Here is a 17523-nt window from a genome sequence, read left to right on the forward strand (position 1 = left end):
CACGATCCTAGGCCGCGATCAGATACGGGCGGACGGTCGCGCGGATGTGGTGGATCTGGCCGTCGTCGGCCGGGATCACGAACGTCTCGTCGACGTGGGCGCCGACGCGTCGGCCCGCCAGCGACGGCTTGGTGACCAGATCGAAGCGGGCGCGCACCAGGTCGCCCTCAACGGTGAACTGCGGGGCGGACGCCGAGGCGATGACGCGGTACTGCGGTCCACCATTGAGGCTGCGCCGCAGGTGATTTCCGGAAAACCCGGTCTTCACACCGAACTCGATGCGGGTGCAGTGCGGCGCGAACGGCACGTCGCTCGCGTCGTGGCTGACCAGCGCATCGATGTAGGCCTGGGCGGCCGCGATGCGTTCGGCTTCGGTGAAGACGCGGGTTTCGGCCACTAGATGCGCTCGATGATGGTTCCGGTGGACAGCGCGCCGCCTGCGCACATGGTGATGAGCGCGGTGGTCTTGTCGGTGCGCTCCAACTCGTGCAGGGCAGTGGTGATCAACCGGCTGCCGGTGCTGCCGACAGGATGGCCCAGCGCGATCGCGCCGCCGTTCACGTTCACCTTGTCCATGTCGGGGTTGTGCACCCGCGCCCAGGACAGCACGACGGACGCGAAGGCCTCGTTGATCTCGGTGATGTCGATGTCGCCCATCTTCATCCCGGCCTTCTCGAGCACCTTGGCCGTCGACTGCACGGGCCCGTCGAGGTGGTAGTACGGCTCGGCCCCGACGAGCGCCTGGCTGACGATGCGTGCCCGCGGCTTCAGGCCGAGGGCCCGCGCCTTGTCCTCGTCCATCCACAGCACCGCGGCGGCGCCGTCGGAGATCTGCGACGAAGTGCCCGCGGTATGAATGCCGCCCTCGATGACGGGTTTGAGGCCGGCCAACGCCTCCATAGTGGTGTCGCGCAGGCCCTGGTCGCGGGTGACCACATGCCGGTCGGACGTCGGCTGCTTGTTCTCGTCGAGCGCCGGTGCCTCGATGCCGCTGATCTCGCGGTCGAACCGACCCTCGGCCCAGGCCTGCTTGGCCCGCAACTGCGACTGGTAGCCCCACTGGTCGATCTCTTCGCGGGTGATGCCGCGCCGCTTGGCGATTCGCTCGGCCGCGGTGAACTGGTCGGGCATGTCGATGTCCCACGACTCGGCGCGGATCTTCGCGCGGTCAGGTCCGGCGTTGGCGCCGAGCCCGACCCGGCTCATCGCCTCGACGCCGCAGGCGATGCCGATGTCGATCGCGCCCGTGGCGATCAAGCCTGCGATCAGATGATTGGCCTGCTGGCCGCTGCCGCACTGGCAGTCGACGGTGGTGGCACCGACGTGTTCCGGCAAACCCGCGGTCAGCCATCCCACGCGGGTGATGTTGTTGGACTGCTCGCCGTATTGCGTGACGCAGCCGCCGATGACCTGCTCGACATCGCCGGCATCGATGCCGGCCTTCTCCACGAGAGCCTTCTGCACGGCGCCCATGAGCTCGGTCGCGTGCAGGCCAGACAACCATCCATTCCGCTTGCCGATCGGGCTGCGGGTGGCTTCGACGATGACAGGGTTACCCATTCCGCCAGGCTAGAACACGTTTCCTTCCAATGCCAAGCTGCATCGAAGCCGAGCCTTTGATCTGCGGAGAAGGCATGTTTTACTGGCACTAGAACACGTTGCAATAAGGAGTTCCTCCATGCCTTGCCCGAATCTGCCCGACGGCTTCAACTTCCTCGACCCGGACGTGAACCTCAAGGGCCTGCCCGTCGCGGAGCTCGCCGAGCTGCGCAAATCCGAGCCCATCCACTGGGTGGACGTCCCGGAGGGGTGCGGCGGCTTCGGTGACTACGGCTACTGGATCGTCACCAAGCACGCCGACGTCAAAGAGGTGTCTCGACGCAGCGACGTCTTCTCGTCCTGGCAAAACGGCGCCATCCCGGTCTGGCCGAAGGAGATGACGCGTGAACAGGTCGACCTCCAGCGCAACGTCATGCTCAACATGGACGCGCCGCATCACACCCGGTTGCGCAAGATCATCTCGCGGGGCTTCACACCGCGCGCCATCGGACGGCTGAAGGACGAGCTGGACCAGCGGGCGCAGAACATCGCCAAGGCGGCGGCGGCATCCGGCAGCGGCGACTTCGTCGAGCAGGTCTCCTGTGAGCTGCCGCTGCAGGCCATCGCCGGACTGCTCGGGGTGCCGCAGGAGGACCGCGACAAGCTGTTCCGCTGGTCGAACGAGATGACCGGCGGCGAGGATCCCGAGTACGCCCACATCGATCCGGCGGTGTCGTCGTTCGAGCTGATCCAGTACGCCATGAAGATGGCCGAGGAACGCGGCAAGAACCCCACCGACGACATCGTCACCACGCTGATCCAGGCCGACATCGACGGCGAGAAGCTCTCCGACGACGAGTTCGGCTTCTTCGTCATCATGCTCGCGGTGGCGGGCAACGAGACCACCCGGAACTCGATCACCCACGGGATGATCGCGTTCTCCAACAACCCCGACCAGTGGGAGCTGTACAAGAAGGAGCGCCCGGAGACCGCCGTCGACGAGATCATCCGGTGGGCCACGCCGGTGTCGGCGTTCCAGCGCACCGCCAACCAGGACGTGGAGCTGGGCGGTGTGCTGATCAAGAAGGGTCAGCGAGTCGTGATGTCCTATCGCTCAGCGAATTTCGACGAAGAGGTGTTCGAAGAGCCACACAAGTTCAACATTCAGCGCGACCCGAACCCCCACGTCGGCTTCGGCGGCACCGGCGCGCACTACTGCATCGGCGCCAACCTCGCCCGGATGACGATCAACCTCATCTTCAACGCGGTCGCCGACCATATGCCCGACCTCAAGGCGATCGGCGAACCGGAGCGGCTACGGTCAGGGTGGCTCAACGGCATCAAGCACTGGCAGGTGGACTACACCGGCAAGTGTCCCGTCGCCCACTGAGCCGGGATCGAGGAGGATCTGAGTGGATTTCACTCCGGACGAGGGGCAGCAAGCTGTCGCCGACGTCGTCAACTCGGTTCTGGACCGCGACAACAGCTGGGACGGGTTGGTCGCCGGGGGTGTGACGGCACTCGGCGTGCCCGAACGTCTCGGCGGCGACGGTGTCGGGCTGGCGGAACTCTGCACGGCGCTGACCGAGATCGGCAGGCACGGCACCACCGGTCCCGCGCTGGGTGTCCTCGGTGCGACTGCGGTGCTGCTGGATTCGGCGGCCGACGCGCAGCAGGACCGGTACCTGGCCGGGGTCGCCAACGGCTCGATCATCACGCTGGCGCTCAACGAGCCCGGGGTCGCGCTGCCCGAGAAGCCCGCGGTGACGCTGGCCGACGGCCAACTCAACGGCACCAAACTTTCTGTCGCGTATGCCGAACATGCGGACTGGATCGTGGTGACAACCGACACCGGTGCGGTGGTGGTGTCGCCGAAGGCCGCCGGTGTGCAGGTCACGAAGACCCCGACGTCCAACCACTCCGATGAATATGTCGTGACGTTCTCCGGCGTCGCGGTCTCTTCTGACGACGTGCTTGCGGGTGTGCAGGCGAGCCGGGTGAACCAGTTGGCGCTGGCCACCATCGGCGCCTACGCGTCGGGTCTGGTCGCCGGTGCGCTGCGGCTGACCGCCGACTACGTGGCCAATCGGCACCAGTTCGGCAAGCCACTGTCGACGTTTCAGACCGTGGCCGCGCAGCTTGCCGAGGTGTACATCGCTTCGCGCACACTGACATTGGTGGCGACGTCGGTGGCGTGGCGGCTGTCGCAAGGCCTTGACGCCGACGAGGATCTGGATGTGCTGGGCTATTGGCTGGCGTCCCAGGCGCCGCCGGTGATGCAGATCTGTCATCACCTGCACGGCGGCATGGGGATGGACATCGCCTACCCGATGGATCGCTACTACTCGTCGATCAAGGATCTGGCCCGCCTGGTGGGTGGCCCGGCGCAGCGCCTCGAGCTTCTCGGCGCTTCGAGTTAAATGGGAGCGCAATGTATATCGATCTGACCCCTGAGCAGCGCAAGCTGCAGGCCGAACTGCGCGAGTACTTCTCGAATCTCATCTCGCCCGAAGAGGCCAAGGAGATGGAGAAGGACCGACACGGCAAGGCCTACCGCGCGGTCATCAAGCGGATGGGGACCGACGGCAAGTTGGGCGTGGGTTGGCCCAAGGAGTTCGGCGGCCTGGGCTACGGCCCGGTCGAGCAGTCGATCTTCGTGAACGAGGCGCACCGCGCCGATGTCCCGCTGCCCGCGGTCACGCTGCAGACGGTGGGGCCGACGCTGCAGGTGTTCGGCACCGAGGAACAGAAGAAGAGGTTCCTGCCCGCCATCCTCGCGGGCGAGGTGCACTTCGCGATCGGCTACACCGAACCGGAAGCGGGCACCGATCTCGCGTCGCTGCGCACCACCGCGGTGCGCCACGGCGACGAGTACATCGTCAACGGCCAGAAGGTGTTCACGACCGGTGGCCACGACGCCGACTACATCTGGCTGGCCTGCCGCACCGACCCGGAAGCCGTGAAGCACAAGGGCATTTCGATCCTCATCGTGGACACCAAGGATCCCGGCTACTCGTGGACGCCGATGATTCTGTCCGACGGCGCCCACCACACCAACGCCACGTACTACAACGATGTGCGGGTGCCGGTGGACATGCTCGTCGGCGAGGAGAACGGCGGCTGGAAGCTGATCACCACTCAGCTGAACAACGAGCGGGTGATGCTGGGCCCGGCGGGCCGGTTCGCGGCGCTGTATGACCGGCTGCACGCGTGGGCGTCGAAGCCGGGAAGCAACGGCGTCGTTCCGCTGGAGCATGACGCGGTGAAGCGCTCGCTGGCCGAGATCAAGGCCATGTGGCGGATCAACGAACTGCTCAACTGGCAGGTGGCCGCGTCGGGGGAGACCATCGACGTCGCCGACGCCGCGGCTACCAAAGTGTTTGGCACCGAACGTATTCAGTATGCCGGTCGGCTGGCAGAGGAGATCGTCGGAGCGCACGGCAACCCGGCCGATCCGGACACCGCCGAACTGCTCGACTGGTTGGACACCCAGACCAAGCGGAATCTGGTGATCACGTTTGGCGGGGGAGTGAACGAGGTGATGCGCGAGATGATCGCAGCTTCGGGTCTGAAGGTTCCGAGGGTCCCACGGTGACGCCGGAAGAAATCCACAAGGCTGTAGCGGAGATCAAGGCGAAGGGACCGAGCAAGCCGCGCACCGGCCGGGACCCGGTGAACCAGCCGATGATTCGGCACTGGGTCGACGCCATCGGCGATGCCAACCCGATCTACGTCGACGAGGCGGCGGCGCAGGCGGCCGGCCACCCGGGTGTGGTGGCTCCGCCCGCGATGATCCAGGTGTGGACGATGATGGGGCTCGGCGGTCAGCGCCCCGACGACGACCCCATCGGCCCGATCATGGAATTGTTCGACTCGGCAGGCTATGTCGGAGTCGTCGCGACCAACTGCGACCAGACCTATCACCGGTATCTGCGGCCCGGTGAGGAGGTCAACGTGATCGCGGAACTGACCGATGTGGTGGGGCCGAAGAACACGGCGCTGGGCGAGGGCTACTTCATCAGCCAGCGGATCACCTGGCAGGTCGGCGACGAGGATGTCGCCGAGATGGATTGGCGGATCCTCAAATTCAAGCCGGCCGAGAAGTCGGCGGCCTCGACGGTTCCGGAGGATCTCGACGCCGACCAGATGATGCGTCCGGCGATGTCGCGCGACACGAAGTTCTTCTGGGACGGGGTGAACGCACACGAGCTGCGTATCCAGAAGCGTCCCGACGGCAGCCTGCAGCATCCGCCGGTGCCTGCGCTGTGGCAGGACAAAGAGGCGCCGATCGACTACGTGGTGGCCAGCGGTAAGGGCACGGTGTTCAGCTTCGTGGTGCACCATGCGCCGAAGGTGCCGGGGCGGACGTTGCCGTTTGTCGTCGCTCTCGTCGAGTTGGAGGAGGGGGTCCGGATGCTCGGCGAGTTGCGGAATGTGGATCCCGCGGCTGTGGAGATCGGAATGCCGGTGCGCGCAATGTATATCGACTTCCCCGAGAGTAAGAGCGGGCCGGCGTGGACGCTGTATGCATGGGAGCCGGACGTATGAGCGCACCTTCTATTGAGGTCGGCACGAAGCTGCCGGAGTTGTCGCTGTACGGCGACCCGACGTTCATCATCTCGACGGCGATCGCCACGCGCGACTACCAGGACGTGCATCACGATCGGGACAAGGCGCAGGCGAAGGGCTCGAAGGACATCTTCGTCAACATTCTGACCGACACCGGTTTGGTGCAGCGCTACATCACCGACTGGGCGGGTCCGAAGGCGATCATCAAGTCGATCAAGCTGCGGCTCGGCGTGCCGTGGTACGCGTATGACACGGTGACATTCAGGGGTGAAGTGACCGACGTATCGGATGGGCTGATCACCGTGAAAGTGGTCGGCAGCGACAGCCTTGGCGACCACGTCATCGCCACGTCGACTCTTGTCATCGGAGGTGCCTGATGGCGGGCTTGTCCGGTAAGGCGGCGATCGTCGGGATCGGAGCGACCGACTTCTCGAAGAATTCCGGTCGCAGCGAGTTGCGGCTGGCGTCGGAGGCCGTGCTGGATGCGTTGACCGATGCGGGGCTGACGCCGGCGGACGTGGACGGCATGGTGACGTTCACGATGGACTCGAACACCGAGGTGGCGATCGCGCGGGCGATCGGGATCGGTGAGCTGAAGTTCTTCTCGAAGATCCACCACGGCGGCGGCGCGGCGTGCGCGACGATTCAGCAGGCGGCCCTCGCGGTCGTGACCGGTGTCGCGGATTGCGTTGTGGCGTACCGGGCTTTCAATGAGCGGTCCGGGCAGCGGTTCGGCCAGGTGCAGATGCGGCTGGTGGAGAACGCGGACTCGACGGGGGTGGACAACTCGTTCTCGTATCCGCACGGGTTGTCGACGCCCGCGGCGCAGGTGGCGATGATCGCCCGGCGGTACATGCATTTGTCGGGGGCGACGAGCCGCGACTTCGGCGTGGTCTCGGTGGCCGACCGCAAGCACGCGGCCAACAACCCGAGGGCCTACTTCTATCAGAAGCCGATCACCATTGAGGATCATCAGAATTCGCGGTGGATCGCCGAGCCGCTGCGGCTGTTGGACTGCTGTCAGGAGACGGACGGCGGGGTTGCGCTGGTCGTGACGTCGGCGGAGCGGGCGAAGGATCTCAAGCATCGGCCCGCGGTGATCGAGGCGGCGTCGCAGGGGTCGAGCCCGGACCAGTACTCGATGGTGAGCTACTACCGGCCGGAATTGGGCCTGCCCGAGATGGGGCTGGTGGGCCGGCAGTTGTGGGAGCAGTCCGGCTTGAAGCCCGACGACATCCAGACCGCGGTGCTCTATGACCACTTCACTCCGTTCACGCTGATCCAGCTCGAGGAGTTGGGCTTCTGCGGCAAGGGCGAGGCCAAGGACTTCATCGCCGACGGAGCGATCGAGGTCGGCGGCAGGCTGCCGATCAACACGCATGGCGGTCAGCTGGGCGAGGCCTATATTCACGGCATGAACGGCATCGCCGAGGCCGTGCGCCAGCTGCGCGGCACCTCGGTCAATCCGGTCCCCGACGTGGAGCACGTCCTGGTGACCGCGGGCACCGGCGTGCCCACTTCGGGTCTCATCCTCGGCTAGACCGCCTTTGCGTGGCGCTGCTGCGCCCGCGTTTCGTTTGGTGGCTGACTCGCCGCTGTAACGCCGGTGGCCGTGGGTAGGCCTCGGCGAGAGTGCCTGCCCCGCTATTTGCCATATACTTTTTCGCGATCCCACCCAGTGGGCAGTGGCAGAGTTGCGACCAGCGGTCCGCCCCAACCTCGCTCGGAGCCTAAACTAGATTGCTAGATCTGCACGACAACGTCGATCTTGGCGTTTGGGTGGGTAGATATCGAGCGATCGAAGCCGAAGATATACCGAAGTTGTCGCTGCTTATCGAGGCTATCTTGACCGAGCGACACACTAGCACTGGCGAACCGGGACGGGTGGTATTCGCCGAGTTTTCTGAAATTTGCTAGATTCGTATTGCAGCGCGAAAGTGCGAGTGGTAACTTCCATAACTCATGGAGGGCAGTCCTGCAAGTTCGAGATTTTCAGCTAAGTCTCAGAGATTTGCACGCTCGATCGGGTCGCATTGCCGGCATAGCCGACAAGCGAAAGGGGGGATCGTGCCAGCGCACAACGCTCCGACTTCGCTGCTGCAGGCAGAACCAACTTGCCGCGCCTGTCGCTCAGGGCGCGTTCCGATGGCCGGCGGAGCCGGCGCACCCCTCGCTGACTCCGCCGGCTCTAAAACGTATTCGCGATATGCGGCCAACACGGTTGCCGGAGGCGTCAAGTGGTAGTCCAGCAGGGTCAGACGCCCGTTCCACAACCACTCGGTTCCGCGGTCGGACAACTGGCAGGTCCGCTCACCTCGGGACAACCCGAAATCGCAGCTCCCTCCGATGTCGAGCGCTCGTCGAGACTGGCCAGCCGCAGGCAATGGGAGCGGCGATACACCAGCAACCTGCGGATAACCGACACCGCGATCGTGATCTGTGCCGTTCTCCTGGCGCAATACGTCCGATTCGGCCGGACCGCAGTCGCCGAACAGGCGATGAGCGATTACCAGACCGCGTACTCGGCGGGGCTCGTCGTCATCTGGCTCGCGGCACTTGCCGGCTTTCGTACGCGGTCGCCCAAATACATGAGCGCGGGGATTGAAGAGTATAGGCGAGTGGTGACCGCGTCCTTCTGGACCTTCGGGGCAGTGGCCATGGGCGAACTGCTGCTGAAGCTCGAGCTCTCGCGGGGGTACCTCGCGGTGGCACTTCCAGTGGGAACACTTTGCCTGGTCCTGAATAGATGGATGTGGCGGGATCACGTCGTTCGACAGCGCGCGTCCGGTCGCTATCAGTCTGCGGTGCTGGCGATCGGCGACACCGAGGCTGTTACCAATCTCGCTAGCGAGTTGGCCGATGATCCCTGCAGTGGGTATCAGGTCGTCGGGATCGGCATACCCGCGTACGGACCCCCGCGTGGGGAGTACCTCACCATCAACGGTCGAGAGGTTCCGATCGTCGGTGGTGTGCCCTACCTGCTTGATGCGATCAAGGGCTGTGGCGCCGACACAGTGGCGATTGCCGGCACCGAATACTTCGGCGTCAAGGGCATCCGCCGGCTCATATGGGAACTCGAACCCATGAATGTGGAGCTGCTGGTGTCGCCCGGCGTCATGGATGTGGCACGATCGCGGCTTGCGGTGCGGCCGATTGCCGGATTGCCTCTGCTCTGCATCGACAAGCCCCAATACCAAGGGGCGAAGAGGTTGCAGAAGCGCGTATTCGACTTCTGCTTCGCGTCGGTCGCACTGACAGTGGCCTCGCCGGTCCTGGTTGTCACCGCACTGGCCATCAAATTGACGAGTAGAGGACCGGTCTTCTATTCCTCGGAACGCATTGGAATCGACGGCAAGCCGTTCTCGATGCTGAAGTTCCGCACCATGGTCGAAGACGCTGACAAGGAACTGGACACCTTGCTCAGCGCCAACGAGAGTGACGGCCTTCTGTTCAAGATCCGCAACGATCCGCGGGTCACGCCGGTCGGGCGATTCTTGCGTCGATTCAGCATCGACGAGCTGCCTCAGTTCATCAACGTGCTACGGCAGGAGATGAGCGTTGTCGGCCCCCGTCCGCCACTGAGGCGGGAAGTCGAACAGTACGACGACGACGTGCAGCGCAGATTGCTTGTAAAGCCGGGCGTTACCGGGCTCTGGCAAGTCAGCGGCCGTTCCGATCTGCCGTGGGAGAAGGCTGTTCGCCTGGACCTTTCATATGTCGACAACTGGTCGATGGTGACCGACATTTTGATCATCGCAAAGACCGTGCGAGCGGTGTTCGGCCGCTCCGGGGCTTACTGAGGCACGAGATGCGCGGAATCATTCTCGCCGGGGGCACCGGCTCGCGTTTGCACCCGATCACCGTGGGCACGAGCAAGCAGCTACTGCCGGTATACGACAAACCGATGATCTACTACCCCCTCACGTCGCTGATACTCGCGGGCATCCGCGACATCTTGGTCATCACCAAGCCGGCCGATGCGGCGGCGTTTCGCGCTTTGTTGTCGGACGGCTCTCAGTTCGGTATTTCCATCACGTACGCGGTCCAGCCGGTGCCCGACGGGATCGCTCACGCGTTCGTTATCGGTGCCAGCCACATCGGAACCGACTGCGTGGCACTGATCCTCGGCGACAACCTGTTTCACGGCCCGAAGTTGGGCACGCAGCTGAACCGCTTCACCGACATCAAGGGTGGAACGGTCTTTGCCTACCGGGTAGCTGATCCCAGCGCATACGGGGTCGTCGAGTTCGACGATCAAGGACGCGCGTTGTCTTTGGAAGAAAAGCCGAAATGTCCGCGATCCGAATACGCGGTTCCCGGTCTGTACTTCTATGACAACGACGTTGTCGACATCGCTGCCTCTCTAACCCCCTCCGATCGCGGCGAATACGAAATCACTGATGTCAATCGTGCGTACCTGGAGCTCGGGCGGCTGTCGGTCGAGGTCCTACCCCGCGGGACGGCCTGGTTCGACACCGGGACTTTCGACTCGCTGCTCGATGCGGGCAATTACGTCCGCACCATCGAGCAGCGCCAAGGACTGAAGATGGGAGTCCCGGAGGAGGCCGCCTGGCAGCGCGGCTTCATCGGCGACGATGAGTTGCGGGAGCGCGGCGAACTGCTTCACAAGTCTGGTTATGGCACCTACCTGTTGGGGCTTCTCGACGGCGTGGCAGTAGGTGGCAAATCATGAGAATGGTCGTTCTGGGAACCGGCTATCTCGGTGCTACGCACGCGGCTTGCATGGCCGAATTGGGCCACGAGGTCCTCGGCGTGGACATCGACCCGGCCAAGCTCGCGAAGCTCGAGGCGGGTGGGGTTCCGTTCTTCGAACCGGGTCTCAGCGAGGTTCTGCAACGCAACACGGCTAGCGGCAGATTGCGCTTTTCCTCCTCATATGAGGAGGCGGCGGACTTCGCGGACGTGTTCTTCCTTGCAGTCGCAACGCCGCAGAAGAAAGGCGAGTATGGGGCTGATCTGCATTTCGTCGAATGCGCGATTACCACACTCGCGCCGCTGCTGAACAAGCCGGCCTTGATTCTGGGTAAGTCGACGGTTCCGGTGGGGACCGCAACGCGGCTCGGTCAAGTCGTTCGTGATCTGTCGCCCGCCGGCGAGGCGGTCGAAGTGGCGTGGAATCCGGAATTCCTGCGTGAAGGTTTGGCGGTTGAGGACACGCTGCATCCCGACCGGTTGGTTCTCGGAATCGACAGAACGGGTCCAGGCCGCGCTGAGCGGATCGCGCGAGAAATATATGCCGATCTGATCGACGACGGGATTCCGTTCATCGTGACCGACATGGCCACCGCCGAGTTGGTGAAGGTGTCCGCCAACGCGTTTCTGGCAACGAAGATCTCATTCATCAATGCGATCGCCGAGGTGTGCGAGGCGGCCGATGCCGACGTAACGGTCCTGGCGGACGCGCTCGGATACGACCGCCGGATCGGAAGGCAGTTTCTCAATGCCGGTCTCGGTTTTGGTGGTGGATGTCTGCCCAAGGACATCCGCGCTTTCATGGCGCGAGCGGGCGAGCTGGGAGCTGACCAAGCGCTGACGTTCTTACGCGAAGTCGACAGCATCAACATGCGTCGACGGACGCGCATGGTCGAGATCACCCGCGAAGAGTGCGGCGGGAGTCTCATCGGGGCGATGGTCGCGGTGTTGGGGGCGGCCTTCAAGCCGAACTCGGATGATGTACGAGACTCGCCCGCACTGAATGTTGCTGGACAGCTCCAGCTACAGGGAGCGGTGGTCAACGTCTTTGACCCACAGGCGATGGACAATTCGCGCGCGCTGTTCCCAACACTGACCTACGCCACCTCTGCATTCGAAGCGTGCGAAGGTGCCGACGTCGTGCTCGTCTTGACCGAGTGGCCGGAGTTCCGTTCGATCGACCCTGTTGCGCTGAAGGCAACCGTTCGATCGGCTTGCGTGATCGACGGACGCAATTGTCTCGACGCGTCGGCGTGGTCTGCCGCGGGATGGCGTTACCGAGCTCTCGGTCGGCCGGTGATTGCGCGTGATCTGGGCGCATTGGTCGGTGCGACATGATGCCGCCGCAGTGGCACGAACCCACAGCCGTAGCCGATCCGCCACCGGGACGGCATCTGCTCGCCGCCTCCACTGGTGGACACTTGGCCCAACTCGCCAAGTGGTCGAAAGCCATAGGCTCGGCTTCTGATTCACTCTGGGTGACATTCAAGTCGCCCCAGAGCGATTCACTGCTCCAGGACCGTAGGACCATATATGTGCCGTATGTCGCACCGCGCGACCTCCGTGGAGCGGTGAACGCCTTCATTCACCTGATAAGAGAAATTAATTGGGGCACGGAACAATTCACCGCAGCGGTGACGACGGGAGCAGCGGTGGGTTTGGCTGCGCTCGCCGCGGCGCGCATCCATCGCGTACCGTCCTTCTACTTCGAAAGTGTGTCGCGCGTCAATGGCCCTTCGCTCACCGGAAAGCTGGCCAGCCTCGACCCGCGCATCCATACCTTCTGCCAGTACGAGCATTGGGCTGGACGCCGTTGGATTTACCGAAGTTCCCTTTTCGACAGTTACCGAACGATCCCTAAACACAAAGTTGAACGACCCCGGCTATTCGTAACGTTGGGAACTATCTACCCTTACCGATTCGATGCGCTCGTCGACGCCATTCTCTCGACAGGCCTTGCGGACAGCCGGACGGTTTGGCAGTTGGGGACCACGACGCGAGAAGGGCTGCCTGGCAACGCCGTTTCACAAATGGGCGGCGCTGAATTCGAACGGTGCGCGCGCATCGCCGATGTCGTCATCACTCACGCCGGCGTCGGGACAATCATGCACCTGCTTGACATGGGCATCTTCCCAGTGGTGGTGCCACGTAGAGCCAAGCGAAGTGAGCACGTCGACGACCATCAGTGCCAAATCGCCGGATTGCTCGACACTCGTGCGATTTCGATGGTGACCGAAGCAGATGACCTGCACCGAAGCACGATAATCGCAGCCTCGGGAAGCGCTGTTCGGAGCATGGGGGTGCCAGCAACACGTAATGACACATGGCCATCGGTCCAATCGCCCAGGGAACTGCCAAGTGAACGAACGGAGATTTCATGAACTGCCGCCTGTGCGGTTCCACTCGCCTCCACAGTGTGCTGGATCTCGGCGCCACGCCGCCGTGCGAGAAGTTCCTCGAGGTCGATGACCTCGATTCGCCCGAGCCGACGTTTCCGTTGCATCTTCGGTTGTGCGAGGACTGCTTGCTGCTGCAGATTCCGGCGCTGATCACTCCGGAGGAAACCTTCACCGAATATGCCTACTTCTCGTCATATTCCGACAGCTGGGTCCAGCACGCGAGGCGGTTCGTCGATGACGCCGTCACGCGGCTTGACCTCGGCCCTGAATCGTTCGTCGTCGAGGTCGCCAGCAATGACGGATATCTGCTTCGACACGTACTGGCAGCAGGCATACCGTGCCTCGGAATCGAACCGTCCGTAAATGTGGGAGCCGCTGCCCGCGAGTCGGGCATTCCGACGCTGACCGCATTCCTCGACGAGCAACTCGCCGCTGAGGTGCGAACGGATCACGGCCCGGCGGATCTCGTCGTCGCCAACAACGTTTACGCGCACATCCCCGACCTTCTGGGTTTCACGCGGTCACTTCGTGGACTGCTCGCCGACGACGGCTGGCTGAGCATCGAAGTCCATCATGCACTGAACCTCGTCACATTAGGCCAGTTCGACACCATCTACCACGAGCATTTTCAGTACTACACAGTGCTTTCGGCGCAGCGTGCACTCGCCTCGGCCGGTCTGGCGCTGGTGGATGTGGAGATGATCCCTACACACGGTGGATCGATTCGGCTCTGGGCACGGCCCGTAGAGATCGCCGAACCGCAGCATCAACGCGTCACCGATGTGCTCCGGATCGAGGAGGAAGCCGGACTGCACCAGATCGACGGCTATTTCCGGCTGCAGCGGCAGGCCGAAGCTGTTCGCCACGCACTGTTACGTTTTTTACTCGAATGCCGCGCCGACGGCAAGCAAGTCGTCGGTTACGGAGCACCGGGTAAGGGCAACACTTTGCTCAACTACTGCGGTATCCGCTGTGATCTGCTGGATTACACCGTTGATCGCAATCCCTACAAGCACGGGCGCTTCACCCCCGGCACGCGGATTCCGATCCATGACCCGGCGCAGATCGACAAGGACCGGCCCGACGTCGTGCTGGTGCTGCCCTGGAACCTCGAGGCCGAGTTGACCGAACAACTTGCCTACATCGCGGAATGGGGCGGTCAACTCGTCTTTCCGCTGCCCACGCTGCATACCGCGGCTATCTCGAATCCGCCGAAAAGAAAGGTGGCAACATGAAAGTCGTTCTGTTCTGCGGTGGTTACGGCATGCGAATGCGCAACAGCGTTGACGACATGGTGCCGAAGCCGATGCAGATGATCGGACCCCGGCCGCTCATCTGGCATGTGATGCGCTATTACGCACACTTCGGACACAAGGAATTCATTCTGTGCCTCGGTTACGGTGCTGCGCACATCAAGAACTATTTCCTGACCTACCAGGAAGCCGCGTCGAATGATTTCGTGATGCGCGGCGGACAGGTCCAATTGATGCACTCGGATATCAGTGACTGGTCGATCTCGTTCGTCGACACCGGACTCGAATCGGCGATCGGTGAACGTCTACGCCGGGTGCGAGACCACCTCAAGGGTGACGAATACTTTCTGGCCAACTACGCCGACGTGCTCAGCGATGCACCGCTGGACGACATGATCGAACAGTTCCACCAATACGGCGCAACCGCTTCGATGATGGTCGTCCCGCCGCAGTCGTCCTTCCACTGCGTTGAGGTGTCCGAGAACGGCGAGGTCAAGGACATCATTGCGGTGTCCAAGCTGCCGATATGGGAGAACGGCGGATTCTTCGTGCTGTCGCAGGAGATCTTCGACCTCTTGCCCCCCGGTGGCGATCTGGTCGCCGATGTCTGCGGCACGTTGGCGGGGCAGGGCAAGTTGTTCGGTTACCGGTACGAAGGATTCTGGAAGCCCGCCGACACTTTCAAGGAACGAGCCGAACTCGAATCCAGATATCACAGCGGCGACCGGCCATGGATGTTGTGGGAAAAGCCGGTCGGCGCCGCGTCCGGGGCACGATGATCCAACTACTCACCGGCGTGCTCGACGAAATCGCGGTCGTAGGTGCGCATTGCGACGACATCGCGATCGGTATGGGTGGCACCCTGCTCACCCTCGCGACCTCTAACCCAGGTCTGCGGGTCAGGGGTCTTGTGCTGTCCGGCGGCGGCACTGAACGCGAAGCCGAGGAGATCGAAGCATTGGCGGGGTTCTGTCCTGGCGCCGATGTGAACCTGACGGTGCTCGATGTGCCGGATGGACGGGGGCCAGCGCACTGGGAGCGAATAAAGAATCACCTCCGTGACTTTCGCGTGTCGTGCAGACCGCAAGTGGTGTTCGGCCCACATCGCGGAGATGCACATCAGGATCACCGGCTGCTGGCGAAGCTGTTGCCCACCGAGTTCCGTGATCACCTCGTGCTCGGCTACGAGATCCTCAAATGGGAAGCAGACACCCCGCGCCCTACGCTATTTCATCCCCTCGCGACCGCCGTCGCCGAGGAGAAGGCACGCCTTCTGCACAAGCACTATCCCTCGCAGATAAGCCACGACTGGTTCGACGAGCAAGCGTTTCTCGGCCTGTCCAGACTTCGCGGAGTGCAATGCCGCAGCGTGCACGCTGAAGGCTTCATCCTCGAAAAGGCAACGATCTCATTCGGGCGGCGCGAAAAGCCGGTACCGCAGGCAGTCTCACCAACGAAAACATAAGGGGTAGTGGCAATGCGAGTACTCATCACTGGGCATCAAGGATACCTGGGCACCGTCATGGTGCCGATCCTGCGCGACGCGGGTCACGAGGTAACCGGCTTGGATTCGGGTTTCTTCGCCGACTGCGTTCTTGGCCCGGCCCCCGCGGATCCGCCGGGAATGCGGGTGGACCTCAGGGATGTGACAGTGGAACAGCTGACCGGCTTCGACGCGGTCATTCATCTAGCGGCGCTGTCCAACGACCCGCTCGGTGCGCTTGCACCCCAAATCACCTACGACATCAACCACCACGCGTCGGTCAAGTTGGCCCGGCTCGCCAAGGCGGCGGGTGTGCGGAGATTCCTCTATGCCTCCACCTGCTCGGTGTACGGAGCAGCGGGAGAGGACCTGGTCACCGAGAGCGCCCCGCTGCGACCGTTGACCCCTTACGCGGAAAGCAAAGTCAGGGTCGAATACGACGTAGCGGCAATGGCCGATGAATCCTTCTCGCCCGTGTTCTTGCGCAATGCGACCGCTTTCGGCTTCTCGCCGCGGCTGCGTGCGGACATCGTGCTGAACAACCTTGTCGGCCACGCCGTCCTCACCGGCGATGTTCGTGTGCTTTCAGACGGGACGCCATGGCGACCGCTCGTGCACGCCAGGGACATCGCCGCGGCCTTCCTCCTCGCGTTGGAGGCGCCGATCGACAGAGTGCATTGCGCCGCTTACAACGTCGGCACCGAATCGAACAATCTGACCGTCGCTGAGATCGCCCAGTCGGTGGTCGATGTGGTTCCCGGCGCCAAGTTGTTGATCACCGGTGAGACCGGGGGCGACCCTCGCTCGTACCGAGTGGATTTCTCGGCATTCCGCGAGGCGCTGGGCTTCAAAGCGAAATGGTCGATTCCCGATGGTGCCGCTGAGCTCTACAAGGAGTACGTCGCCGCCGGGCTCACCGCTGACGACTTCGCCAACAAGTTCACTCGGCTGGCGCACCTCAAATCACTGCAGGCCGACAATGTCGTCGACGAGTCCATGCGACGGATCACGACAGATGTGTGAGCAGCTCAGCCCAGCTTCCGGCGCTCGCGTCGCGGGGCGAGACCGCCGTCACCGGCAGCGGCCAGTGGATGCCGATATCCGGGTCGTTGTACGCCACGGCGAGGTCCTCGGAGGGGTCATGGGGACGATCGATCCGATAGCACACGTCGGCGGTGGCGGTCAGCGCCTGGAAGCCGTGCAAGAACCCGGGCGGCACGTAAAGATGTTGAAAATCTTTGTCATCGAGCAGGAATTCCTGGTGCCGGCCGAATGTCGGCGAATCCCTCCGAATATCGACCAGCACATCGTGCACCGCTCCGTTGGCGCAGCGCACGAGCTTCGCCTCGCCCCGTCCCGCCCGGCCGTGCAAGCCGCGAATGACGCCCTTCGCCGAACGAGATTGGGAGTCCTGGACGAACGAAGCGGAGAATCCCGGGCGACCGAGATAGTCGTCGAAGATCTTCGCGTCGAACGTACGGGTGAACAGCCCACGCTCGTCCCGGAACGGCTGCGGGACGAGGACAAGAACGTCCTTGAGATCCGCGGTTTCGATACGCACATGGAA

Annotated in this window: 17 protein-coding genes; 14 read left to right on the top strand and 3 right to left on the bottom strand. The window is 63.3% G+C overall.

What is annotated here, in order from left to right; all coding sequences use genetic code 11:
• Window positions 1-7 precede the first annotated feature (7 nt).
• Together CQY20_RS00745 and CQY20_RS00750 are read right to left on the bottom strand one after the other, a co-directional pair.
• Entirely contained in the window at window positions 8-397 is a 390-nt protein-coding gene (locus tag CQY20_RS00745) for a DUF8021 domain-containing protein (RefSeq protein WP_097937723.1), read from the bottom strand.
• The gene (locus CQY20_RS00750) at window positions 397-1560 is read right to left on the bottom strand and encodes a steroid 3-ketoacyl-CoA thiolase (RefSeq protein ID WP_097937724.1); all 1164 of its coding nucleotides are present in this window, start codon (window positions 1558-1560) and stop codon (window positions 397-399) included. Before CQY20_RS00750 ends, CQY20_RS00745 begins: the two co-directional genes overlap by 1 nt.
• Window positions 1561-1678: 118 nt before the next feature.
• On the opposite strand from CQY20_RS00750, the gene CQY20_RS00755 reads away from it, so the two are divergent.
• From CQY20_RS00755 to CQY20_RS00820, 14 genes are all read left to right on the top strand, one after another.
• Window positions 1679-2929: a cytochrome P450 gene (locus tag CQY20_RS00755; RefSeq protein ID WP_097937725.1), complete on the top strand. Its 1251-nt coding sequence runs from the start codon at window positions 1679-1681 to the stop codon at window positions 2927-2929.
• A 22-nt stretch (window positions 2930-2951) separates the two neighbouring features.
• A complete protein-coding gene (locus CQY20_RS00760; RefSeq protein WP_097937726.1) occupies window positions 2952-3959 on the top strand; it encodes an acyl-CoA dehydrogenase family protein in 1008 nt (335 codons plus the stop codon).
• An 11-nt stretch (window positions 3960-3970) separates the two neighbouring features.
• A complete protein-coding gene (gene fadE29, locus CQY20_RS00765; protein ID WP_097937727.1) occupies window positions 3971-5134 on the top strand; it encodes an acyl-CoA dehydrogenase FadE29 in 1164 nt (387 codons plus the stop codon).
• The gene (locus tag CQY20_RS00770; RefSeq protein ID WP_097937728.1) at window positions 5131-6087 is read left to right on the top strand and encodes a bifunctional MaoC family dehydratase N-terminal/OB-fold nucleic acid binding domain-containing protein; all 957 of its coding nucleotides are present in this window, start codon (window positions 5131-5133) and stop codon (window positions 6085-6087) included. Before fadE29 ends, CQY20_RS00770 begins: the two co-directional genes overlap by 4 nt.
• Window positions 6084-6485 (top strand): MaoC family dehydratase, encoded by a 402-nt coding sequence (locus CQY20_RS00775; protein WP_097937729.1) that lies wholly within the window; start codon window positions 6084-6086, stop codon window positions 6483-6485. The genes CQY20_RS00770 and CQY20_RS00775 overlap by 4 nt, the downstream gene beginning before the upstream one ends.
• A complete protein-coding gene (locus CQY20_RS00780; protein ID WP_097937730.1) occupies window positions 6485-7648 on the top strand; it encodes a 17-hydroxy-3-oxo-4-pregnene-20-carboxyl-CoA lyase in 1164 nt (387 codons plus the stop codon). Before CQY20_RS00775 ends, CQY20_RS00780 begins: the two co-directional genes overlap by 1 nt.
• Window positions 7649-8345: 697 nt before the next feature.
• A complete protein-coding gene (locus CQY20_RS00785; protein ID WP_097937731.1) occupies window positions 8346-9908 on the top strand; it encodes a sugar transferase in 1563 nt (520 codons plus the stop codon).
• Window positions 9909-9916: 8 nt separating this feature from the next.
• Entirely contained in the window at window positions 9917-10801 is an 885-nt protein-coding gene (rfbA, locus tag CQY20_RS00790; protein ID WP_097937732.1) for a glucose-1-phosphate thymidylyltransferase RfbA, read from the top strand.
• Complete coding sequence (locus CQY20_RS00795) at window positions 10798-12159, top strand: UDP-glucose dehydrogenase family protein (RefSeq protein ID WP_097937733.1); 1362 nt, start codon at window positions 10798-10800, stop codon at window positions 12157-12159. The genes rfbA and CQY20_RS00795 overlap by 4 nt, the downstream gene beginning before the upstream one ends.
• A gap of 233 nt (window positions 12160-12392) precedes the next feature.
• Window positions 12393-13202 (top strand): glycosyltransferase, encoded by an 810-nt coding sequence (locus CQY20_RS00800; protein WP_234816033.1) that lies wholly within the window; start codon window positions 12393-12395, stop codon window positions 13200-13202.
• Window positions 13199-14455, top strand: a complete 1257-nt coding sequence (locus CQY20_RS00805) for a class I SAM-dependent methyltransferase (protein ID WP_097937734.1) — start codon at window positions 13199-13201, stop codon at window positions 14453-14455. The genes CQY20_RS00800 and CQY20_RS00805 overlap by 4 nt, the downstream gene beginning before the upstream one ends.
• Complete coding sequence (locus tag CQY20_RS00810) at window positions 14452-15252, top strand: sugar phosphate nucleotidyltransferase (protein WP_097937735.1); 801 nt, start codon at window positions 14452-14454, stop codon at window positions 15250-15252. Before CQY20_RS00805 ends, CQY20_RS00810 begins: the two co-directional genes overlap by 4 nt.
• Window positions 15249-15938 (top strand): PIG-L deacetylase family protein, encoded by a 690-nt coding sequence (locus CQY20_RS00815; RefSeq protein WP_097937736.1) that lies wholly within the window; start codon window positions 15249-15251, stop codon window positions 15936-15938. Before CQY20_RS00810 ends, CQY20_RS00815 begins: the two co-directional genes overlap by 4 nt.
• Window positions 15939-15950: 12 nt before the next feature.
• The gene (locus CQY20_RS00820; protein ID WP_097937737.1) at window positions 15951-16979 is read left to right on the top strand and encodes an NAD-dependent epimerase/dehydratase family protein; all 1029 of its coding nucleotides are present in this window, start codon (window positions 15951-15953) and stop codon (window positions 16977-16979) included.
• Here CQY20_RS00820 and rfbC read toward each other — a convergent pair.
• The gene (gene rfbC / locus CQY20_RS00825; protein WP_097937738.1) at window positions 16963-17517 is read right to left on the bottom strand and encodes a dTDP-4-dehydrorhamnose 3,5-epimerase; all 555 of its coding nucleotides are present in this window, start codon (window positions 17515-17517) and stop codon (window positions 16963-16965) included. The two genes, CQY20_RS00820 and rfbC, sit on opposite strands and share 17 nt — an antisense overlap.
• Window positions 17518-17523 lie beyond the last annotated feature (6 nt).

The sequence above is a fragment of the Mycolicibacterium agri genome (genome assembly GCF_002553505.1).
GTDB lineage: Bacteria > Actinomycetota > Actinomycetes > Mycobacteriales > Mycobacteriaceae > Mycobacterium > Mycobacterium agri.